This is a genomic window from Neobacillus drentensis (assembly GCF_036965645.1).
Taxonomy (GTDB): Bacteria; Bacillota; Bacilli; order Bacillales; family Cytobacillaceae; genus Neobacillus; species Neobacillus drentensis_D.
This window is the reverse complement of the sequence record NZ_JBALPZ010000034.1, coordinates 1-20,227: the sequence shown is the minus strand read 5'-3', so window position 1 is coordinate 20,227 and position 20,227 is coordinate 1. Positions and strand designations below refer to the sequence as shown.

23 protein-coding genes are annotated in these 20,227 nt (G+C 38.5%); 9 read left to right on the top strand and 14 right to left on the bottom strand.

Going from position 1 to position 20,227, the window contains the following annotated elements:
- The first annotated feature begins 248 nt into the window (after positions 1 to 248).
- Entirely contained in the window at positions 249 to 443 is a 195-nt protein-coding gene (locus V7266_RS06460; protein ID WP_335466808.1) for a hypothetical protein, read from the top strand.
- A 77-nt stretch (positions 444 to 520) separates the two neighbouring features.
- Here V7266_RS06460 and V7266_RS06455 read toward each other — a convergent pair whose 3' ends face one another.
- Both V7266_RS06455 and V7266_RS06450 read right to left on the bottom strand, forming a co-directional pair.
- Positions 521 to 2,908, bottom strand: coding sequence for a LamG-like jellyroll fold domain-containing protein (locus tag V7266_RS06455; protein ID WP_335466806.1), 2,388 nt, complete (start codon positions 2,906 to 2,908; stop codon positions 521 to 523).
- 346 nt (positions 2,909 to 3,254) lie between these two features.
- Positions 3,255 to 3,575 (bottom strand): winged helix-turn-helix transcriptional regulator, encoded by a 321-nt coding sequence (locus tag V7266_RS06450; RefSeq protein WP_335466805.1) that lies wholly within the window; start codon positions 3,573 to 3,575, stop codon positions 3,255 to 3,257.
- A gap of 231 nt (positions 3,576 to 3,806) precedes the next feature.
- Here V7266_RS06450 and V7266_RS06445 point away from each other — a divergent pair, with 231 nt between their 5' ends.
- From V7266_RS06445 to V7266_RS06425, 5 genes are all read left to right on the top strand, one after another.
- Positions 3,807 to 4,916, top strand: coding sequence for an FAD-dependent monooxygenase (locus tag V7266_RS06445; RefSeq protein WP_335466803.1), 1,110 nt, complete (start codon positions 3,807 to 3,809; stop codon positions 4,914 to 4,916).
- 34 nt (positions 4,917 to 4,950) lie between these two features.
- On the top strand, positions 4,951 to 5,682 hold the full coding sequence (locus V7266_RS06440; RefSeq protein ID WP_335466801.1) for a GTP cyclohydrolase II: 732 nt from the start codon (positions 4,951 to 4,953) through the stop codon (positions 5,680 to 5,682).
- A 64-nt stretch (positions 5,683 to 5,746) separates the two neighbouring features.
- Positions 5,747 to 6,832 carry a bifunctional diaminohydroxyphosphoribosylaminopyrimidine deaminase/5-amino-6-(5-phosphoribosylamino)uracil reductase RibD gene (ribD, locus tag V7266_RS06435; protein WP_335466799.1) on the top strand — a complete coding sequence of 362 codons (1,086 nt, stop codon included), beginning with the start codon at positions 5,747 to 5,749 and terminating at the stop codon, positions 6,830 to 6,832.
- 51 nt (positions 6,833 to 6,883) lie between these two features.
- Positions 6,884 to 7,456: a 5' nucleotidase, NT5C type gene (locus V7266_RS06430; protein WP_335466797.1), complete on the top strand. Its 573-nt coding sequence runs from the start codon at positions 6,884 to 6,886 to the stop codon at positions 7,454 to 7,456.
- A 101-nt stretch (positions 7,457 to 7,557) separates the two neighbouring features.
- On the top strand, positions 7,558 to 8,763 hold the full coding sequence (locus V7266_RS06425) for a CynX/NimT family MFS transporter (protein ID WP_335466795.1): 1,206 nt from the start codon (positions 7,558 to 7,560) through the stop codon (positions 8,761 to 8,763).
- A 302-nt stretch (positions 8,764 to 9,065) separates the two neighbouring features.
- On the opposite strand, the gene V7266_RS06420 is transcribed toward V7266_RS06425, so the two are convergent.
- The 6 genes from V7266_RS06420 to V7266_RS06395 form a co-directional block, all read right to left on the bottom strand.
- Entirely contained in the window at positions 9,066 to 10,394 is a 1,329-nt protein-coding gene (locus tag V7266_RS06420) for an alpha-glucosidase/alpha-galactosidase (protein ID WP_335466793.1), read from the bottom strand.
- A gap of 347 nt (positions 10,395 to 10,741) precedes the next feature.
- Complete coding sequence (locus V7266_RS06415) at positions 10,742 to 11,053, bottom strand: IDEAL domain-containing protein (RefSeq protein WP_335466791.1); 312 nt, start codon at positions 11,051 to 11,053, stop codon at positions 10,742 to 10,744.
- A 108-nt stretch (positions 11,054 to 11,161) separates the two neighbouring features.
- Positions 11,162 to 11,575, bottom strand: a complete 414-nt coding sequence (locus V7266_RS06410; RefSeq protein ID WP_335466789.1) for an RrF2 family transcriptional regulator — start codon at positions 11,573 to 11,575, stop codon at positions 11,162 to 11,164.
- 124 nt (positions 11,576 to 11,699) lie between these two features.
- Positions 11,700 to 11,834, bottom strand: coding sequence for a BA3454 family stress response protein (locus V7266_RS06405; protein ID WP_335466787.1), 135 nt, complete (start codon positions 11,832 to 11,834; stop codon positions 11,700 to 11,702).
- A gap of 21 nt (positions 11,835 to 11,855) precedes the next feature.
- Positions 11,856 to 12,251: a transcriptional regulator SpxA gene (spxA, locus tag V7266_RS06400; RefSeq protein ID WP_335466785.1), complete on the bottom strand. Its 396-nt coding sequence runs from the start codon at positions 12,249 to 12,251 to the stop codon at positions 11,856 to 11,858.
- 229 nt (positions 12,252 to 12,480) lie between these two features.
- A complete protein-coding gene (locus tag V7266_RS06395) occupies positions 12,481 to 13,140 on the bottom strand; it encodes a DUF429 domain-containing protein (RefSeq protein WP_335466783.1) in 660 nt (219 codons plus the stop codon).
- Between the two features lie 297 nt (positions 13,141 to 13,437).
- Here V7266_RS06395 and V7266_RS06390 point away from each other — a divergent pair, with 297 nt between their 5' ends.
- Positions 13,438 to 13,614, top strand: coding sequence for a hypothetical protein (locus V7266_RS06390; RefSeq protein ID WP_335466781.1), 177 nt, complete (start codon positions 13,438 to 13,440; stop codon positions 13,612 to 13,614).
- A gap of 146 nt (positions 13,615 to 13,760) precedes the next feature.
- Positions 13,761 to 14,318, top strand: a complete 558-nt coding sequence (locus V7266_RS06385; RefSeq protein ID WP_335466779.1) for a hypothetical protein — start codon at positions 13,761 to 13,763, stop codon at positions 14,316 to 14,318.
- Between the two features lie 164 nt (positions 14,319 to 14,482).
- Here V7266_RS06385 and V7266_RS06380 read toward each other — a convergent pair whose 3' ends face one another.
- The 6 genes from V7266_RS06380 to V7266_RS06355 all read right to left on the bottom strand — a co-directional run bounded on the left by V7266_RS06380 (position 14,483) and on the right by V7266_RS06355 (position 18,855).
- Complete coding sequence (locus tag V7266_RS06380) at positions 14,483 to 15,559, bottom strand: copper resistance D family protein (protein ID WP_335466777.1); 1,077 nt, start codon at positions 15,557 to 15,559, stop codon at positions 14,483 to 14,485.
- Position 15,560: 1 nt separating this feature from the next.
- The gene (locus tag V7266_RS06375) at positions 15,561 to 16,103 is read right to left on the bottom strand and encodes a copper resistance CopC family protein (protein WP_335466775.1); all 543 of its coding nucleotides are present in this window, start codon (positions 16,101 to 16,103) and stop codon (positions 15,561 to 15,563) included.
- A 152-nt stretch (positions 16,104 to 16,255) separates the two neighbouring features.
- Positions 16,256 to 16,942 carry a DsbA family protein gene (locus V7266_RS06370; RefSeq protein WP_335466774.1) on the bottom strand — a complete coding sequence of 229 codons (687 nt, stop codon included), beginning with the start codon at positions 16,940 to 16,942 and terminating at the stop codon, positions 16,256 to 16,258.
- 42 nt (positions 16,943 to 16,984) lie between these two features.
- Positions 16,985 to 17,386: a DoxX family protein gene (locus V7266_RS06365; RefSeq protein ID WP_335466772.1), complete on the bottom strand. Its 402-nt coding sequence runs from the start codon at positions 17,384 to 17,386 to the stop codon at positions 16,985 to 16,987.
- Positions 17,387 to 17,580: 194 nt separating this feature from the next.
- A complete protein-coding gene (locus V7266_RS06360) occupies positions 17,581 to 18,438 on the bottom strand; it encodes a M56 family metallopeptidase (RefSeq protein ID WP_335466770.1) in 858 nt (285 codons plus the stop codon).
- Positions 18,439 to 18,855 (bottom strand): BlaI/MecI/CopY family transcriptional regulator, encoded by a 417-nt coding sequence (locus V7266_RS06355; RefSeq protein WP_335466768.1) that lies wholly within the window; start codon positions 18,853 to 18,855, stop codon positions 18,439 to 18,441. It abuts the gene before it with no gap.
- A 433-nt stretch (positions 18,856 to 19,288) separates the two neighbouring features.
- Here V7266_RS06355 and V7266_RS06350 point away from each other — a divergent pair, with 433 nt between their 5' ends.
- Positions 19,289 to 20,158, top strand: coding sequence for a cation diffusion facilitator family transporter (locus tag V7266_RS06350; protein WP_335466766.1), 870 nt, complete (start codon positions 19,289 to 19,291; stop codon positions 20,156 to 20,158).
- Positions 20,159 to 20,227: the final 69 nt, after the last annotated feature.

Here is a 20,227-nt window from a genome sequence, read left to right as displayed (position 1 = left end):
GACTTCGGACTACCCTCCTCCTTTTCCCAAGCTCCCTGTCTGAATCTGAACTGCCTTCGGACTTCCATCGGCACCTACCTGCTACCCCTGTCCGAATTGCCCTAGCATTTAAAGGTTGCACATAAGCCCGTTAGAAAAATTTGTGAGCTTTTTGTTAACAATTGCAATAATCACATTTTCTCCTTAATTTCTGCAAAGTTTCCCTGTAGTCTGGAAGAGAAATTTAGTTACTTAAGAGGAGGATACTTATGAAAAAAATCATGGCAACTCTCGCTTTTGTCTCAACAATGGCTTTAGGAACTTCCGTCTTTGCAGCAGGTGTGGCAGACTGTGCTCACATGGATAAAGGAAAATGTGCAGCAATGTGTGCAAAAGAGATGAAACACGGTATTTCTGACTGTACCACATCACAAGATTGTCCAATGGAAAATGGATGCCAGTAATATAAAACTCTAATTTAAAAGTATTTTCACATAAAAAAAGCAGCCGCTCTTCCAACGGCTGCTTTCTATCATACATTTTATGGAGTTGTAGTCACATTTGCCAATTGAGTCACTTGTTCTTGCGTAAGGGCCGTTTCATAAATTCTCAAATCATCCATTTTTCCTTTGAATGGAGTATCCCACCAGTTTACACCCAGAGCAAAGACTCCAGTTGAACCAGTGAAAACATCAGAAATCCCCGTTCCAGTAAACTTAGCAGCACCATTAATATAGACAACCACATTCCCGTTATTCACGGTAAACACTAAATGTGTCCATTGACCTGTAGGAACGAGTTCGTTCGTCCTGCCATCAAACCATGTTGCCCCTGCCGACCATAGCATGGTATTACCGTCCCATCCCTTCGGTACAAGGCTCACCCAGTTATTTGAATCCTTCGCACCAAAGAAGGCCGTTGTGTATTGGCTGAGTTGATCTGGATTTAACCACAATGATACAGAATACGTATTGCCAGTAATTAAACCACTTGGCAATTGGATACCGGACGAACCGTCGAACACTGCAGCCTGGCCGTTTACACCACTGCTATAAGAAAGATTCCCTCCAGCTGCACCAATTTTGCTGCCAATCACAGTACCGTCACTAAAATTCCCAGTGGAATCCGCCAAACCGCCATCAAGGTTGAATTCAGCGACTAGACCATCTTTATACTGTTGAAGCACGGTTATTGTAAAGCTTTTAACAGCTTTTGCAGTGCCTTTAGAAATAGTTGCAGTTAATGTAACTGTTGCTTTACCTGCTCCATACGCTGGACGGTTAACAATCCCAGCAGCAGAAACAATATCAGAATTAGAAGAACTCCAAGTGATGGAAGTATCACGTGTTCCTCCTGAAGGAAGCGTCAAATTTGAAGTAATCCTGCTTGTATCTCCAAGACTTAAATCTTGTTGAACTGCTTCAACAACCTGGTGGTCATTAAGGTCTGCCCTTTGAACGCCCCATACAGCCACGCCGCTAGTCATATTATCGTTAGTCTTATTGGATAGTGCACTAAAAGTAATGACATATTTTTGTCTTGCCTCATCCCACTGACGAAGGAATGCGCCATCGTACGTTACGCCATCTAAGGTTAGTTCAGCCTTGTTTTGATCGGTTAATTTCCATGTACCAGTGGCCGCACCTGAAACCTTCCCGTCACTTTCCAAATGCAGGGCCTTAGAACCTTTAACAGCTGTGGAAATTTCTTTTCCATGGTTAACAAAATTATAATCACCAGCAATTTGCTTTGGATTCACTTTCTTCGCGTTTTCACCGGCATATCTATTTGGTGCAACAACCGGCCATCCATCCTTATTCATCACCATTTCATGAACACGGACTTCATGATTTTCACCCTGGTTAGGAAAACGGGTATGGAAAATTAAATAATATCTTCCCGTCTTGGCATCACGATAAGTGGTAGTTCCACCTGCTGATACATAGCCTGTGCCGGCTCCAGTTCCTGGATCACCAATCTCTCTCGTAAATTGATAATTCCCCATCAACTTTACTCCAAAAGGCTCAATGGAACGATCATCAAAAAGCGTACCCTCAGCACCCTTTACATTGGTCACATCATTTCCATTCGCATCATAAAACGGACCGTCCGGCTGTTTGGAACGAACCACACGAATGTTATATCCTCCTGTGGAATCAAGGCCTCCAAATGTCATCAGCATATAATAGTAGCCAGTTTCCGGGCTGTACATCATGTTGGATCCTTCAATGCGGGCATGGTTACCGCCGATAAGCTTTTTCCCGTATCCCTGGCCAGGGAAAGGCTTTCCGGTTTTAGGATCGAGCTTCAAAATAAAAATACCTCCTGAAAAAGATCCATAAACCATCCACAGGTTTCCATCCTTATCAAAGAAGACATCCGGGTCGACTGTATTTGGCTGCTTGGTGGCGTCATAGATGGTTTTTCCATCTTCGCTTATCTCTCCCCACATCCCGGATTTTAGAAAAATCCCCAAATCTTTATAAGGTCCTTCTACATTATCCGCAACTGCAACGCCTAGAGCTGACCGTGGGGAATCCCCTTTACAGTTGTCGTAATACATATAGAATTTCCCATCAGGGAGTTGAATGACGTCAGGGGCCCATAAATCATTTGATTGGGTCCAAGCGAATGTGTCTTTCAGTTCCTCCTGTACATTTGGGATTACTTTATTCCCATCGGCTACACCATCCGCAATTTTTTCCCAATGCGTTAAATCTGTAGATTTAGCAACTGCTAAATGAGAACCGAATACATAATATGTATCATTTACCTTGATGACATCCGGATCATGTACAGAAACATTTGAAAAAGTAGGATCTGTTTCTACAACGGTTTGATTCGTTTCTGCCATCGCTGCGGTATTGGGCAATAGGAATGACATTCCCAACATAACCGCCATTACGGAACGTTTTACTTTTAAATCCATGTCTTTTCTCTCTCCTCTACCAATCTATGAATGATCTTTTTAAAAACCTCAGAGGCTCCTCCTTTCAATTATGTCAAGTGAGATTAAGCGCTAACATTTTCTACATACACTATAATTAACATTTATATTAATTGGAGTGTATTATCATTAATTATAATCGATTCCTTTCCAGATTGGTATGATAATCTCCCAAAACTCTTAATAGTCTGTCTATTTTGCGACCCAGTTTGAAAAGTTATATTTCCTTCTATCAATGGGATCCTGGACTAAATGAATCAGTAAATTCTTAGGATAAAAAAACGGATGGCTTATTCGCCATCCGGATGTTTCGCTTTGTTTTGTTTTATTATTCCGATTCAATTGGCAGCCAGGCTTGTGACCATTTCTCGATTTCTCTAATGATGGGCTCTAAGGCTAGTCCCTTATCGGTTAGGGAATATTCAATACGTACCGGTGTCTCGGGGAACACCTCGCGTTTAACAATTCCTTGATTCTCCAATTCCTTTAGACGCTCCGAAAGAACCCTTCCACTAATTCCCATAGAAGATTCTAGTGTGCAAAAGCGTTTCGACCCTGTTAGCAGCTGGTAAATCACTAACCCTGTCCAGCGCTGGCTCATCATCACCATGGCTTTTTCGAATCGAGGACAAATTTCAGGTTGATTCATGGTTTCCCCTCCTATTCCTTTTTATCATATTACAAATCACAACAACATTACAATACATAATAAAATTATTTGACACAACTTAATTTCAAAAATATAATGAGTTACATAAAGTAAGTAAGTTATTATGTCTTATGATATAATAGCATCAGAAGCATGATAAATGTTTATTACTGACAAATTTTAAAAAAATTAATCCTATATATACGAGACTAAATAAGGTGGTCCTTAAACATGAAACTTGAAGCAGATGCTTGTATTGTCGGTGGTGGTCCAGGCGGCGCATTATTAGGATATTTGCTTGCGAAAAAAGGGATAACAACCATCGTTCTCGAACGTCACACAGGGATTGATAAAGAATTTAGAGGCGAACATCTCAATCAGGACGGAGAACGAGTTTTAAAAAAATATAATCTGTATAATAAAGTACAAGAAGCAGGGCTGCTTTTAATGGAACGTATTGAATATTGGCAGCATGGTCAGGTAATAAAAACTGTTACCCCGGCAGCTGGAGAAGCGCATGTCGGTATCCATGTACCGCAGAAGAATCTGTTAAGTGTTTTAATTCGTGAATCTGAACTATATCAAAATTACAAGCTTTTGATGGGGACAAAAGTGACTGAATTAAGCTTTAATAATAATGGGGATGTAACAGGTCTTAAAGCAACAAAAGGAGACGAAGAAATAACCATTAAAAGTAAGATCGTCGTTGGTGCAGATGGCCGTTTTTCAACAGTTAGAAGACTAGCGGAGATTCCCTTTTCAACCATTAAACATGGATATGACTTGCTTTGGGCAAAAATCCCAAGCCCAGAAGGATGGGAACCGACCATTAAAAATGCATTAATCGGCGGTAAGCAGCTAGCACTATTTACCCAGCAGGGCGGATTTATTCAGATTGGCTGGAATATTGAAGAGGACTCGTACCCAGTATTGAAAAAGCAATCATTTGCACCATTTATTGAGCAAGTGATTGAGGCTTTTCCAGAGCTAACAGAAACTGTTCATCAGAACATTCAATCATGGAACGATTTTATCTTATTAAAAGTGCAAAGCAGTCAATCACCGGTTTGGGCGAAGGACGGGGTTGTTATTATGGGGGATGCCGCTCATACGATGAGTCCTACAGGTGCCTTCGGGATTAATTGCGCTCTATTAGACGCAGATGCGCTAGCTGATATTATTGAGGAAGCACTCGACAAAAATGATTGGAGTGCCGCACAATTAAGAAAAATAGAAGACGCTAGGCGGGCTGCTGCAGAGAAATTACAGATGCAGCAAGTGATAAAAGAACAAACTTATCGAGATAATTTTAAAATTCCTGCACTGCCAACAGGCGTTTAGAAACCAATAAAAACATGGGATTGGGGAAATGATCATGGAACAAGTTCAATTAAAGGCGGATGTCCTTTCATTATTAGAGGATAAAATAAAATTAATAAAAAAAGACAATGATGCCATCTATCTTGTTGGTCCAATTAAGCTGCCAGTGAATCTATATGGGGAAACGATTGAGTTTAAATGGTACAGCTGGTTAAAAACCGATGCTGTAACAGAAGACTTTCAACAAGTTATCCAGCACTTATCTTCTGCTAAATTAGCAGAATTTCAACAATCGAGTGTTCTTGTTTACGGCGATTTTGAATACGGGGATGATGCCCTAATTCGGATGCACTCCATCTGCCACACTGGCGATATCTTTGGCAGCAAGCGCTGTGATTGCGGTTTCCAGCTTAGACAGTCGATGAAAATGATTGTCGAGCATGGTACGGGCGCTTTATTCTACCTCGCTAATCACGAAGGCAGAGGAATTGGTTTATTCAGCAAGGCTATGGCCTATATTCTTCAAGAAAATGGATATGATACAGTTGAGGCGAATGAAGGGTTAGGTTTTGCTGATGATACGAGAAACTATGATGACGCAATTGAAGTATTAAAGGCACTACGATCTAAGCCAGTTACGCTGATTACCAACAATCCGAAAAAACTCAAAGCCTTGAAAAATGCAGGTGCCCCACTCTCTGGCAGAACACCATTATGGGGCGACGTTTCTGAGTACAACGAGAAATACTTAAAGACAAAAGTTAATAAATCTGGACATTTGGAGTAACTGGATAAGCTTGAAAAACAGGATGGTAGGAATACCATCCTAACGGCAGGAGGAGTTAGGTTTTATGAATGATGAATTTTATATGCAATTGGCATTAAAAAATGCCCAAGCCATGAAAGGTCAGACCGACCCGAATCCGCTAGTCGGCGCAGTGATCGTTAATGACAACCGAATTCTAGGAGTCGGGGCTCATATGAAAGCCGGCGAACCGCATGCCGAAATTCATGCTCTTCGAATGGCAGGGGATCATGCAAAGGGAGCGACGATTTATGTAACCCTTGAGCCTTGTTCCCATCATGGCAGAACAGGCCCGTGTGCAGTGGCCCTAGTCGAGGCCGGAGTCAAAAAAGTTGTCATCGCAACGTTAGATCCGAATCCTGTTGTCGCAGGAAACGGGGTAAAAATCCTTAAAGATGCCGGAATTGAGGTCGTGATTGGGGTCTGTGAGGAAGAATCCCGCCAGATGAATGAAGTATTTAATAAATTCATCGTCGAGAAGAAACCATTTGTCACCTTAAAAGCCGCCACCACTCTAGATGGCAAAACCGCTACCCATACAGCTAGCAGCAAGTGGATTACCGCAGCTGATGCACGCCGCGATGTCCATCAGCTGCGAAGTGAAAATATGGCGATACTCGTCGGGGTTAATACAGTGGTTGAGGACAACCCAGAACTAACTTCAAGAATTCCAAATGGACGGAACCCGATTCGTGTGATTTTGGATTCTAAGCTCAGAATTCCTTTGGATGCAAAGGTGGTAACTGATCAGCAAGCAGATACTTGGGTTTTTACTAGTGAAAATTACGACAAAGAGAAGCGGAAACAGTTAGAGGAACATGGCATCTCCGTCTTTGTAACAAGCGGCTCTGGGCAAGTGAATCCGGAGGAAGTGATGAAGACCCTCGGCGAAAAGCTGGTGTCTTCCGTGCTAATTGAAGCTGGTGGAACCATTAATGCAGCTCTTTTTGAAAAACAATTAATTGATAAAGTTGTTCTTTACGTGGCTCCTAAACTAGTCGGAGGACAGTCCGCCCCTACCTTCTTAGAAGGAACAGGTATTGCGGAGATGGGCAATGCTGTCGAGTTAGCAAACTTAAGTGTTATGCCAATTGGGAAAGACTTTAAATTTATAGGATATCCAATCTATTAAAAAATGGACGGTGCTGGTCACCATCCATTTTTTTCTGAAAGAGGTGCTAAAATGCGATTCGGTTTTGACATTGATGATACATTGATTAATTTAAGAGAGCATGCCTTCCATATTTATAATAAAAAATTAGGCCAGGAAATCGGGCTCGAGGTTTTCAATGAGTTAAAAAAGGTCGAGATTCATGAGCCATTTGGGATGACAGCAGAAGAAGGCTCACAGATGTGGAAAAACTCTTTAGAAGAAGTCTACTACACCAATTGTCCCGCCTTTCCAGGAGCTGTGGAACTGCTTCAGGAGCTAGATAGGCAAGGCCATGAAATTTTTTATATAACCGCGCGTTTTAAGGAACATGGCGAGAGGACAAAAACGTGGCTGCTAGAACACGGATTCCCAGTTCACGATGAAAGGTTCTTCTGGGGTATGAAGGACCACGAAAAAGTGAACATTATAAAGCAGTTACATTTAGATTTTTACTTTGATGATAAGCCTGAAATTTTAAAGACTCTTTCAGAAGAGGCAGTGAAGGTCTATCTGAAGGATCAATCCTATAACCGGGACGTAAATATGCCAAGGATTGTAAATTGGCCCGAGTATCAGGCATTTATTAAGGAGTTAAAGAATTAAAACTGACTGCCTGGTATCCACCGTCAAAGAACCTTTAGCTCCATCACAAACCACTATGATATACTTGTAAAGGTTTGTTTTTTGAAAGGAGTCTTATATTAGTGGAGTTACAACATGAATCAACGGCACGCACGAAATCGACATTTATTTTTTTATTCATTATTGGAATTGTACTTGTAGCCTTTAATCTGCGTCCTGCTATTACATCGGTGGGACCCTTAGTTGGCATGATCCAAGAGGATGTGGGACTTGCCCATTGGAGTGCAGGTTTATTAATGAGCTTTCCATTACTTGTATTTGCGACGATGTCCCCCATCGTTCCAAGGATAGCTAATCGTTTATCAAATGAGATGACGTTACTTGCTGGTCTAATCGCACTTGTTATTGGTATAGGGATTCGCTCCATCCCCATGACGTTCTTCCTGTTCACGGGGACTCTTTTAATTGGTGTAGGCATTGCCGTTGGAAATGTACTGCTTCCTGCCGTAGTAAAAGATAAATTCCCCGACAAGTTCGGTCTCATGACAAGTGTTTATTCTACATCAATGGGATTGGTTGCATCATTAGCATCAGGATTGAGTGTTCCTCTTGCAAAAGATTTGGGTCTTGGGTGGCAGGGAGCCCTTATCGTATGGGGAATACCCGCTGTTATAGCGATACTATTGTGGATTTATCTGCTGAGGTATAGTCGTGGGGCGGAGCATGCAGGAATCAAAAAGGCAGCATCAAGCTCTAAGGAAATGTGGCTCTCACCTCTTGCCTGGCAAATCGCCATATTTATGGGCTTTCAATCCTTTTTATTCTACGTAACAATTTCATGGTTACCTGAAATCTTGCAGAGTCATGGGATAAGTATTGGAACTGCTGGCTGGCTTCTTTCTATTACCCAGCTATCCGGAATTCCCGCAAGTTTCTTCATCCCTGTCATCGCAGGACGGTACCGTTCACAGATATGGATTGCATTCGTTTTAGGGCTGTTGTCTATTATCGGTTATGCTGGGTTATTGTTGGGTTCATCCTATCCCATCTTAATCATAAGTATTATCTTTGTTGGGGTTGCATTGGGCGGAAATTTCCCATTGGCTCTAAGTTATATTGGTCTTCGTTCTCGAAACGCTCAGCGCGCTGTAGAGTTATCTGGTATGACCCAGTCAACTGGTTATATTCTAGCTGCCATCGGCCCTCTGCTTATCGGTTACTTGTATGATATGACCCATTTATGGACTATTCCACTTATTGCTTTAACGGTCGTTTCTGTCGTTCTTACGGTATTTGGTATGATGTCAGGGCGGAATCGGTATGTATAATTAGCCCACGCTCTTACTATCTTCTATCTGTACTTTACAATAGGAAACAATTGATAAAAGTATCGCACTTTGCGGTGCTTTTTTTATTTAATCAAACGTTTAATTAATCTATCTAACCCTTATGTACCAAGGGATCCAAGGATTAAATCAAACGTTTGAATAGCTTTACCTGTATAAAAAAACCTTGCCAAATCAGCAAGGTTTCCAAGTGTTTCTTAAAAATGTTTTTTATCATCCATTTTTTACATCCAATAGTGGTGACTCATTTTGGGGCTCCACCAAATTAAATCCTCCCAGCCACTTTAAACCTTTAGAGCTGCATCTTCACCTTTTTTAAATTCTGGAAGCCATTCCCCATGTGCCTCCATTAAATCATCGCAAAGCGAAACAATATCATCGAGCGATAATTCCGCTGCCGTATGCGGATCTAACATGGCAGCTTGATAAATATATTCACGCTTCCGTGTCACCGCCGCTTCAATGGTTAACAGCTGCGTATTAATATTCGTACGATTCAAGGCAGCAAGCTGTTCGGGAAGATCCCCTACATACGTAGGAGTGATGCCGCTTCGGTCGGCAATACATGGAACCTCCACACAGGCTTTTTCAGGAAGATTACTAATTAATCTTCCAGTATTCAAAACGTTTCCGCCAAATTTAAATGGAATGTTAGTCTCAATGGCTTCAATAATTCGGGAGCCATATTCTTTAGAGCGGACATGATCTAATGCTTTATTAGTAACTAAATCCTCTCTCATTGTTTCCCAGCGCTGGATTTGCTCTTCACAGCGGCGCGGATATTCATCAAGCGGGATATTAAATCTTTCAATTAACTCCGGATATCTGGATTTAATAAAGTATGGATGATACTCCGCATTATGTTCAGAGGATTCCGTCACATAGTATCCGAATTTATCCATCAATTCAAAACGAACCATATCATGATGTTTCGTTTTTTGCTTTTCTCTTGCCCTTCTTTTAATCTCAGGATAAAGGTCTTCCCCATTTCTTTTTACTTCTAACAGCCAGGCCATGTGGTTGATGCCGGCAATCTTTTCTTGAATCCCTTCAGGGTCCATTTCAAGCGACTTAAATAAATCCTTAGTACACACTTGAACACTATGACACAAGCCAACTGTTTTTATAGACGTAAAACGGTTCATCACACCTGTTAAAACGGCCATCGGATTCGTGTAGTTTAAGAAAAGAGCGTCCGGGCATACCTCTTCCATATCCTTTGCAAAATCAAGCATCACGGGAATCGTTCTAAGATTACGGAAAATACCGCCAATACCGACTGTATCCGCTATCGTCTGGCGAAGCCCATATTTCTTAGGAATTTCAAAATCAACGACGGTACTTGGACGATAACCGCCGACTTGAATGGCATTTATGACGTATTTAGCCCCTCGTAAGGCATCCTTACGATTTAGATAAGCCTTAATCTCAATATTTTTGTTTAAACTTTCCTTTAAATTTTGGAGCATATTCTCAGAATCTCTTAATCGTTGTTCGTCAATATCAAAAAGGGCAAACTCAAATCCTTCTAACGCTGGAACAAGCATGCAGTCCCCAAGAACATTTTTTGCAAAAACTGTACTTCCCGCACCTAAAAATGTAATTTTTGACATGTAATATCCTCCCTAACTTCCGTTATATGCTGCTTTACTAGGATAAGCTTGTCAGTATGCAGATCTGTGAAGTATAGTTACCCATATAATTCTATTAAATATCTTCTTCGTACTTCCTTATATTAACAACAAATAAAAGGGCTCTCAATGTTTTTATGTAAATTTTAGTAAAAATATTACTACTCTTCCTTAAGGGTTTAAGGTTAAGCCAAGTGTTATCGTGGAGCCTACTTTTACAATCTCTGATAGGCCAAAACACAGTTCTCAAATTTAGGGAAATAGAATCTATACAAAAAGGTCAACCAGAAAATTGGTTGACCTTTGATTCACATAATTTAAGGATCTATTTATAATTGATTTACCAACTGATTCATTGTGTTTAATTTCGAAGAAAGCTCAATAAACCATTCTTCATCCCCAGTTGATAAAGCCAAGTCGATTAGAAATTGAATTTGTGCCTTATTGGATACGTTAGAAACAGGCAGTCTCTTCACTCGCTCACTTAACATTGAAACCTTTTTTCCAATGATTTCATGATTGTCACTTGTAACAACAGCTACCTTAACGATTCCAGAAGGATCAAGTGATTCAATATAGCCCATGATTAACTCCCCATCCCGCAATGTTCCTTTAATCCAATCACCTGTTTGTAACAACATTCTTTTCACCTTCTTAACTATTTTGTTTGCTTACTAACTTAATCTGTAATTTTTTTTATTACAATTCAACTAAAAAGAAATCTCCGATCCTATATCAGGATCAGCCACTTATGGTTCTTGATTAACAAGATCGATAATTTCTTTCAGTGTATAGTTCTTTAAATATTCACCCAAATGTTCTTCAGCACCTAAGAAGATAGAAAATAGGACTCTTTGCATATTCGCACCTACAATACAATGCTCATTTGAATCCGGGCACTTGGGCTGCAGAGCTCCTTCAGAGGTGATCTTATAAATATCCCAGAGATTCACTTCATTTAGATCCAGAGCAAACAAAAATCCGCCGCCAGGTCCCTCTTTTGATCTTATAACTCCATTTTTCTTTAACAAACTTAGCACTTTACGAATCCGCACAGGGTGTACACAGGCACTCGCTGAAATAGCATCACTTGTCGACATCCGGTCGGGCTGCAGCGCAAGAAAAGTTAAACTATGAATGGCTAGTGTAAAATCACTATTCATGGCCTGCCCTCCTATGAAATAAAAACTGCAAATCACATTTTTAGCATTTAATAACGCACTGTAATACTAAACGTTACAGATTAGCTTGTCAAATATCAGATAGAGTTAACCTATCTTTATAAGATTAAACATTCCACTGTTTTTTTACTTGTTCTTCTGCGATCTTTTTAATTTTATCCCATGACATTTCTTTTTTCACAAGAACATTTGTATTATAGTTTCTTTCTTTATAATTAACGGTAACAAAAACCTCAATCATCTCATTTTCCTCCTTCAATATTTAATTGGCCATTTTTTGTAATTCGCTACTCAAAAATGTGCGAAGCTTACGAGGCAGAAAGCTGCGAATTTCTTCGTCGTTATAACCTACCTGTAATCTTTTTTCATCCATGATTATCGGCCGGCGCAACATTTTTGGATGCTCCATGATTAATTTGTAAAAGTCATTAAGCGGAAGTGCTTCAATATTTATATTTAATTCTTGAAATGTCTTCGAGTTAGTCGAAATAATTTCGCTAGTTCCCTCTTCAGTCAAGCGGAGTATCGATTTAATCTCATCAACTGTAAGGGGATTAGATAATATGTTTCTTTCGATATAGTCAATATGATGTTCCTCTAGCCACGCTTTGGCTTTTCGGCAGGAACCACAGCTTGGAGTCGAATAAAGAGTCACCATGCGACACACACTCCTTACAAATAATTTGGTTTACATAGATATCAGTTAGGTTGTACCCACAAAGTGGGTTGGCTACAACATATTTATATTTTACGGAACCTAACTTTACAAACCCTTAAAATGTAATAAAAATAATTACAGTTTGACGATAGAAAAAATAATCTACCTTGTACTGTAATAATAATATTTACAGTTAATAAAGTCAACTGTTTTTTCCATCTTTTAATAATTAACAACAATAGTCATAAGGATGGAGGGGCGGATTTGCAGGATATAACCAGCTAGGTTTAAAAAGAGGATCTTTCCAATGCCATGCACCCAATGCCGCTGCACACGCATCAAGCCAATGACTTGGTTCCTCGAACAGAACTGGGAGTTCAATTAAATTTTGTTTGGATATCCAGTTCCATATATACATTCGTGCGGGTAAATCCTGTTTATAACTTAGAACATACCCCAAATCACATTTAGATAATCTTGACCCGATAACAGCCCCAGGATGAACCTCAACTATGGAAATCGGATATTGAGCATGAATATCTTCAATTTCTCTTGTTAATTTAATACCTCTTAACGTTAAATACACCATTTTATTTAAAGTCGGCGGCATAATAGATCCCGGCTTCATCCCCAACCCAACAATAAACTTTCTCAGCTCACGGTCACCTTGCCGGTCTCCTCCCCCATCTTCATAAGATAACGGAGCATCTATGCCTACGACCACTTCATCTAACCGGCTTTGTTCTGTAATCACCTTTAAAATTTGCTGATCAGATACATTACTGATCCATTTTACAAATTTTAAATGGCGATCCTGTTTCTCAAATATAGCAAGAACCGTATCCTTATGGTTACTTGGTCCTGACAAATCAATGCCTATAATTCTCATTCAAAAACCTTCCCTTTCTCTATGTGCCTTGTCACTTTCAATATATTTTACGCTGTATCAACTTTAAATATCAGATTTCCTTGGCTTATCATTACTAACATTTCAATCATTAGAAATTGTACATGCGGTAAAATATAAATTAAGTTAATACTCTGTAAATATTTATCTATAAATATTTCATGCGATTTATGAAACAGTTAAATTATGTTAAGAAATGGAAAATCGTATTCTCTTTTCCTTGAAAGCTTGTATTATAAGACTGTACTACAAAATGCAAGCATTCAAGGAGGAATACAAATGAAGACTTTTAGAAAGTGGTTATTTGCTTTGATGTCAGCATTATTGTTGCTTGGAGCGGTTACTGCATGCTCGAGTGCTAGTTCAAAAACGGATGATCCAAGCACCCAGCAAACCGACGATGGTTCACAAACTGACGATGGTTCACAAACTGACGATGGAAATTCTGGTAACTAAGGTTCAAAGGATAAATGAACGAGACGGCTTTTGCCGTCTTGTTTTATTTCAAGATTAAAAATTACAGTTCAGCTAAAACAAAGCAATCATTTAACTCATTTCCTATTCCCTATACTGTAACCTTAATATTTACAAGGAGTAAAACTATGATGACTCAAGCTATCGCACGTTTAGGAAAATTCACTTCCGTATTGGCAGGAATCCTTTTAATCATTGCCCATTCATTGAATCTTGGAGCAAGGGACTTTGGGTCAGTTCCTGGAAGTCTACTAGTTTTCTTCGCTCATCTCCTGCTTGTTTTTGTGTTTTTCAGTTTGTACTCTTATCAAGGGGAAACAAATGGAGTCGTGGGATTCTTAGCCATGCTTCTCGGGAACATTGGCAACGTTATAGTGACAGCAATTGTCTATGTGGAATTGGCGGAGGCTTCCACAGAAAAAACAATCCCGGTCTTCACCACACCTGTGAACGAACCAATCCATATGTTTGGACCGCTATTGTTTGTTATCGGGATGATTTTTATAGGAATTTCAATTATTCGAGGAAAAAGGCTGCCAGCTTCGATAGGCTACCTGCTGCTCATTGGCACGCTTGTGTTTGCGGCAGCGGGTATGGCAGGTGATCACCAGAGGATCATTGAAGTCCTTGGGGCATTATTTACGGGGGCAGGGTTTATTTTTGCAGGGATTAAACTCAAATTATAGGTTATTATATTCAACCCACTATTAATCTTACTATTAGGACAGTGCTCCTTCTTATTTATCAATTTTTACAACCTTTATAGTATCTTTTATGGAAAAAAGCCGCCAATTTTTTTTTGCGGCTTTATGTTATTTATGTGGTATTTATTCGTTTAAGAACTCGATTCTTATATTGCAATGGACAGTAACAATCCAAAATACAAGGTAACGATAAAACAAACACTAAAAAATACGCCTAAAATAGGCTTTACCTTCTTAAAACTAATTAAAATCAGCACCAAAAATAAAATAGACATGATGATTTGTAAGATTGATTGAAATGTTGGTGCTAAATGCACCCCTATGGTTGAAAGAATATTTTTCCCTAATACCCATTCCACCCACTTAGATGCCCCTTCCGATTTAACGGTGAATTCAACCTCATGAGGCGGCGAGAGCGTCCCCATCACAGCCGTAAAATAGAAAACGATCATTAAAATAATGCTTTCTGCTTTTATCCATGGTTTAGGATTGAAGGAAGAATGCTTTAAGACTTTTCTTGAAAGTACACCATTCATGAAGGCAAAGACTAATACAGGGATGATACTTATATGCTTGAGAAGAAGCATCTGCCCATACGGCAGAATCCATGCTTTCACATAGTCTTTTGGTTCAACCACAAAGAACATTAGGCAGAACCCGCTAATAATAATGATAATAATGCAGAAAACGGCAAATGGAGTAAACCATCGTAAAAATTTAGACCAATTCAGTTCTTCTTTTGAGAACCAGGCAACCTGAATTAGAATACCTGTCCATAATGTAACGATTAAAAAATGTGTGCTGTGAGCCAATAAACCAGGCCAAAAAGACAGTGAAGCAACATGACTAGAATAGCCAACAGCTGCTATCATCAATAGAAGCAAAATCATTTGTACAAATTTGGAGCCTTTTAACAAAATGGCTAAATATAAAAATGTGGCCATAAATCCAATAAAAATCCATGCCTTACCTACTTGAAAGCCAAATATCACGGATCTAATGGCTAAAGAAAGACCCACTCCACCTTGAAAATAGGAAACGGTCTGAACGATTGGCCCCAATGAGCAGAAAATAATGCCAAGCGTGGAAAGCAATAATACAGGGGTTGGAATAGAAAACCTAGGTTTATTGGCTTCGGGTACAAATTGTAAAGCCACATGTCCGACTAATATGGAATACAATAAATAATTTCCGAATTCTGCAAATGGAATTAAGTACCCCATATTAGCCCTTCCTTCTGAGCAACAGGAACCCCCCAACTACTAAAATGACAAGAACTACCACTGTGATAATATTTTTAAAAATAGACGAAGACGCAGTTGGCTGTTCATTTGTCTGTTCCTGTTTTTCATTTTCTTTTTTAGTTTCATCGTTTTTGGTTGTTACTGGAGTTTTCGTTTCCGTTTGTTCCTGTTTTACTTCCTTCTGTACGGAAAAAGGAACCTCACCTGTTATGGGATGACCATCTTCACCCGCAATACTCCATTGAATCGTATAGGTTCCATTTTCCAGAGGATTCGGTAATGTGCCTATTAGTTGATTTTCTTTTGGGGTTACACTAGCTAATGGTATTCCCTGTCCATCTTTTACTAATTTCATAGTGCTTAACGATTCAATCTTACCTTCATATGTAAGAACAACTTCTTCCAACTCCTCCTTGATCACTTGATGTTCAGCAGGATAAGAGTTAGTCAGTTCTGTATGGGCACTGGCAATCGAAGGAAGTATCATCAAAAGGCAGCTGAGGATAGTAAGTATTTTTTTCATTTGTCGCACCTTTCTTTTTCTTTTCACTTTTAAAGAGCTTTCCATACATTTGGAAAGCTCTTTTGTAATCTATCTTTCATATGAACAACCTATTAATATTATAAACCGAAAACTTTGGAAACCAATGGCTCACTTTTAATTTTTTTAAATCCTTACTTCTCTTTTTCTGCCTCATTTACTCTTTTCTTGAAATCGTTATACGTATTCCCTTCAAACTTAACACCATTGATATAAATAGCAGGGGTACTAGTAATGCTTAGCTTACTAGCCGCTGCCATGTCTTTTTCCCATGCCCCTTTTGCCTCGTCATTTTTAAAAGCATTAACCACTTTATTCACTTCTGCCTCAGAAACAATTTCGCTTAATGTATCCTTTAAAAACGACTCTGTATAGACATCCATTTGTTCTGCTTTTGTGTCTTCGGGCTGCTTTTTATATAATTGCTCATGGAACTTCCAAAACGTCTCATTTCCTAATTCTTTAAATACGGTTTCTGCAAATTTAGCAGAACGGGTAGAATCAACATTGATAAATGAATAATTCATAAAGTATAACGATGCTTTTCCTGTATCAATAAAGTCCTTTTCGATGCTAGGAAGAAGTGAATCGTTGAAATTTTTACAATACGGACACTTATAATCACCAAATTCGACTATTTTTACTGGAGCTGACTTTTCTCCTAAAAATGGCTGTCCCACATAGTCAATGGCTTCTTTTTTGGCGCTATTTGATAAAAAAATCAAACCAACTAGACAAACGGTTATTAAACCAATCACCCAGAATAGGAACTTCGAAGATTGTTTTTTCGTTTTATTTGCTTTTTTGTTTCCAGAAGACATGTACTCACCCTCTTTTCCTTAGCCCTAAGAAATACCTTTCTATTACTGAGCTTTAGAGAACAATTTGGAATCCAGTGATAGAGCCGAATTTGAATTTAGGAATAAGAACGCCGCCATTACTGCAAAAGCAAGATCAAGCTCGTACCCTGCTCCTTGTCCATTTCCCATAAAGCCTGCCGCTAATTTTACCTTTACAATAGCTCCAATCATAATCAATACAAAGAGAGCTGCTATATATCGTGTACCAAGTCCGATGATTAACAACAGACCCCCCAATAACTCAATGGTCGCAACTATGTATCCCATAAAGCCTGGAATCCCGATACTTTCAAACCATCCAGCAGTGTTGTCCATTCCACTTTGAAACTTAGAAAGACCATGGATAAAGAAAGATAAGCCTAAAAATATTCGTAAAATTAACGCACCGATTTCTGTTTTTTTCATTACATTATTCCTCCAATCAATTTAACTACAAAACGTAGTGTTAATAACTGATAAATCTCCTTTTTCAAAAATCTTACGAACCAACACACTACCAATTGTAGTGTAACTCCCAGCTGCTGGTCAAGGAATTTAATTATCTCTTGTATTTCTAAAGGATTGGATTTTGGCTCCAATCCTTTAGAAAAGTAAAATGGTTATGCTATTACTAAAATGAGTAGTATGACAACGAAGATATTTAATGAAATAATGACTGACCCGGCCTGCATCTTAACTGGAATAGTCTGTTGTGGATCTACAAGTTGTTTTAGGCGATAATCCACTGTTTCATCCGCAAAATGGACAAGAGCTGGTGCAGGATTTGAATTAATCTTTAATTGCTTCTTGATTAACTTTAATAAAGCACTACCCAAACCAAGTTCAGAGCCCATTCTTTTAATCGCAAATTCATCCGCCACTAGTTCAACCAAGATTCTATAATTCTGATAGGACCATTTCGTAAGAGGGATATACCACATTACTTCTGAGATGATTTGTAAAATAAAAACCTTCAATCCATCATAATACTTTTGATGTGATGTCTCGTGGTATATTACTGCTTCTAGTTCTCTAGAATCTAACATGTCAATTAAGGTTGTAGATAGCACTATTTTGGGTTTCCAGAAGCCAAAGGTAAATGCCAATAGCTCTTTATCATTAATAACAACAATATCATTTTTATTTCGGTTAAACCTTTGATTCAATTCTTTTGTTTTATTCCTATTCAACCATTGTTGAATCTTGTGTCGAAATGAGTTTAATAGAACAATCTGGTTCGCAACCATTTTACTAATAATGAAAACCGTATAAAGAATATAGGTATTTACCATAACTTCAACAGCATAATATCCAATAGTACCTGGTTTAAATAAACTTACGCAAAAAATGAAAATATTAAACAGTTCTATTGGCCCAATTAAATTGTTCAATAGATACAATCCCATTTGAACAAACAAAATGATCGCAAAGAAAAGGGCTAATCCAAACACTGCGGTTGACTTTTGTTTCCAAACCATTTACTTTCTTTCCCTTTTTAGTTGTTCCAGTTTTTGTTCCAGTTTTTGCAATAAATGATCATCCACCTCTTTTAATGAATCCAGCATATGGTTAACCACTAATCCCCCAAATTCATCCAGGAGGTTTTCTGTTAGTTTTTTGGATTGGTTATTAATAAAATCCTCCTTAGTGGTGACAGGTTTAAAGAGAGAAGTTCGCCCTTCTAATCTTTTTGTAAGGATATTTTTATCAACAAGACGATTCATAACGGTCATAACCGTATTAAAATTTATAGGTTTCTCTTTTTCTAAAATTAGTTGAACTTCCTTAATACTACTTTCATTCTTATTCCAAAGGATATTCATGATTTTGGATTCTAGCGGACCGAAAAAACGATTAAGCCCTTCTTGATCAACACGAAAGTTATTTATAGTCAATACATACACCCGCCCTTCATTACAAATTGTAGTGTATTAGTAACCATTTTTCAATTAAAGGATTAGCCGCCTCCAAAGTTTCTCATTTTTAAAACCATTTCTCACTTCAGAATAATCGTTACTACTGTTCATAACCATTGGCTCTTTGAGAATCCAAGATTAATGTAAATGCACTGGGAGAATGTGGGCAATCCATTTAAGTTTGCTTGAAACAGTTTTGAAGCTGCAATAGAAGCAGGTTTGTGATAAAAGTAAAAGGCCAATTTTTGATCATTCTCAACTTCACAAATGGCTTTTTCAGTGTAATTGTTTACCTAATGAAACACTTTTTCATTCCCTTTACATAGTTAGAATTGCGACAAAAGGTTTCTCTAGACCCACTTGATATTTGTATATCATAATTGAGAAAGGATAATAAGTGCAGGAGGAAACAATGGAGGAACAAGCATATTTGGATTTAAAACGCGGAGAGCGCGGAGCAATAATAAGTATTATTGCTTATATTTGTTTGTCCGCATTAAAATTAACGATTGGATATCTGTCACATTCTGAAGCTCTTAAAGCAGATGGATTCAACAATGCCACTGATATAATTGCATCACTGGCAGTATTAATAGGTTTAAAATTGTCCCAAAGACCAGCTGATGATGATCATCCATATGGGCACTGGAAATCTGAGAATATTGCATCATTGGTTGCTTCATTCATTATGTTAGTTGTCGGTATACAGGTAACTTATGAAGCCATAACCAGTATATTTACTAGCAGAAATGAATCTCCGGATATAGTTTCTGCATGGACTGGTCTTATTTGTTCGTTAGTGATGTATTTTGTTTATCGATATAACAAAAAGTTAGCGAGTAACATCAATAGTCAATCTGTCATGGCAGCGGCAAAGGATAATCTCTCTGATGCGTGGGTAAGTGTTGGCACATTCATTGGTATTATTGGCACACATTTCGGTCTTCCATGGCTAGATCCTTTAACGGCAATCATAGTTGGTTTTCTTATTTGTAAGACAGGTTGGGAGATTTTTAGGGAAGCTTCTCATAATTTAACGGATGGATTTGATGAGGAAAAGATAGAATTGTATAAAGAAACAATTAAAGATTGCTATGGTGTAAAAGGTGTAAAGGATATAAAGGCAAGAAATTATGGCAATAACGTAGTTGTTGATATTGTTATTTTAGTCAACTCCAATTTAGATATTCGAAAAGCTCATGATATATCAACCGAAGTGGAGAATAAGTTAATAAACGAACATAACGTTTATGATGTCCATGTTCATGTAGAACCGAATTAGCGATTAAATATTTAACATGCTGTCAATCACCTAAAACAAAAGGACTTGCTTGATCTGACCCAATAAAGT

Excerpts from the sequence above, each read along its gene's own strand:
- V7266_RS06445 (WP_335466803.1), top strand. The coding sequence starts at position 3,807 with ATGAAACTTGAAGCAGATGCTTGTATTGTCGGTGGTGGTCCAGGCGGC.
- V7266_RS06405 (WP_335466787.1), bottom strand. The coding sequence starts at position 11,834 with ATGATTGAGGTTTTTGTTACCGTTAATTATAAAGAAAGAAACTATAAT.
- V7266_RS06420 (WP_335466793.1), bottom strand. The coding sequence starts at position 10,394 with ATGTCAAAAATTACATTTTTAGGTGCGGGAAGTACAGTTTTTGCAAAA.
- V7266_RS06455 (WP_335466806.1), bottom strand. The coding sequence starts at position 2,908 with ATGGATTTAAAAGTAAAACGTTCCGTAATGGCGGTTATGTTGGGAATG.
- V7266_RS06370 (WP_335466774.1), bottom strand. The coding sequence starts at position 16,942 with ATGTCTTCTGGAAACAAAAAAGCAAATAAAACGAAAAAACAATCTTCG.
- V7266_RS06440 (WP_335466801.1), top strand. The coding sequence starts at position 4,951 with ATGGAACAAGTTCAATTAAAGGCGGATGTCCTTTCATTATTAGAGGAT.
- V7266_RS06390 (WP_335466781.1), top strand. The coding sequence starts at position 13,438 with ATGAAGACTTTTAGAAAGTGGTTATTTGCTTTGATGTCAGCATTATTG.
- V7266_RS06380 (WP_335466777.1), bottom strand. The coding sequence starts at position 15,559 with ATGGGGTACTTAATTCCATTTGCAGAATTCGGAAATTATTTATTGTAT.
- V7266_RS06375 (WP_335466775.1), bottom strand. The coding sequence starts at position 16,103 with ATGAAAAAAATACTTACTATCCTCAGCTGCCTTTTGATGATACTTCCT.
- spxA (WP_335466785.1), bottom strand. The coding sequence starts at position 12,251 with ATGGTGACTCTTTATTCGACTCCAAGCTGTGGTTCCTGCCGAAAAGCC.
- V7266_RS06415 (WP_335466791.1), bottom strand. The coding sequence starts at position 11,053 with ATGTTGTTACAAACAGGTGATTGGATTAAAGGAACATTGCGGGATGGG.
- V7266_RS06385 (WP_335466779.1), top strand. The coding sequence starts at position 13,761 with ATGATGACTCAAGCTATCGCACGTTTAGGAAAATTCACTTCCGTATTG.
- ribD (WP_335466799.1), top strand. The coding sequence starts at position 5,747 with ATGAATGATGAATTTTATATGCAATTGGCATTAAAAAATGCCCAAGCC.
- V7266_RS06410 (WP_335466789.1), bottom strand. The coding sequence starts at position 11,575 with ATGAATAGTGATTTTACACTAGCCATTCATAGTTTAACTTTTCTTGCG.
- V7266_RS06450 (WP_335466805.1), bottom strand. The coding sequence starts at position 3,575 with ATGAATCAACCTGAAATTTGTCCTCGATTCGAAAAAGCCATGGTGATG.
- V7266_RS06360 (WP_335466770.1), bottom strand. The coding sequence starts at position 18,438 with ATGGTTTGGAAACAAAAGTCAACCGCAGTGTTTGGATTAGCCCTTTTC.
- V7266_RS06395 (WP_335466783.1), bottom strand. The coding sequence starts at position 13,140 with ATGAGAATTATAGGCATTGATTTGTCAGGACCAAGTAACCATAAGGAT.
- V7266_RS06350 (WP_335466766.1), top strand. The coding sequence starts at position 19,289 with ATGGAGGAACAAGCATATTTGGATTTAAAACGCGGAGAGCGCGGAGCA.
- V7266_RS06365 (WP_335466772.1), bottom strand. The coding sequence starts at position 17,386 with ATGAAAAAAACAGAAATCGGTGCGTTAATTTTACGAATATTTTTAGGC.
- V7266_RS06430 (WP_335466797.1), top strand. The coding sequence starts at position 6,884 with ATGCGATTCGGTTTTGACATTGATGATACATTGATTAATTTAAGAGAG.
- V7266_RS06460 (WP_335466808.1), top strand. The coding sequence starts at position 249 with ATGAAAAAAATCATGGCAACTCTCGCTTTTGTCTCAACAATGGCTTTA.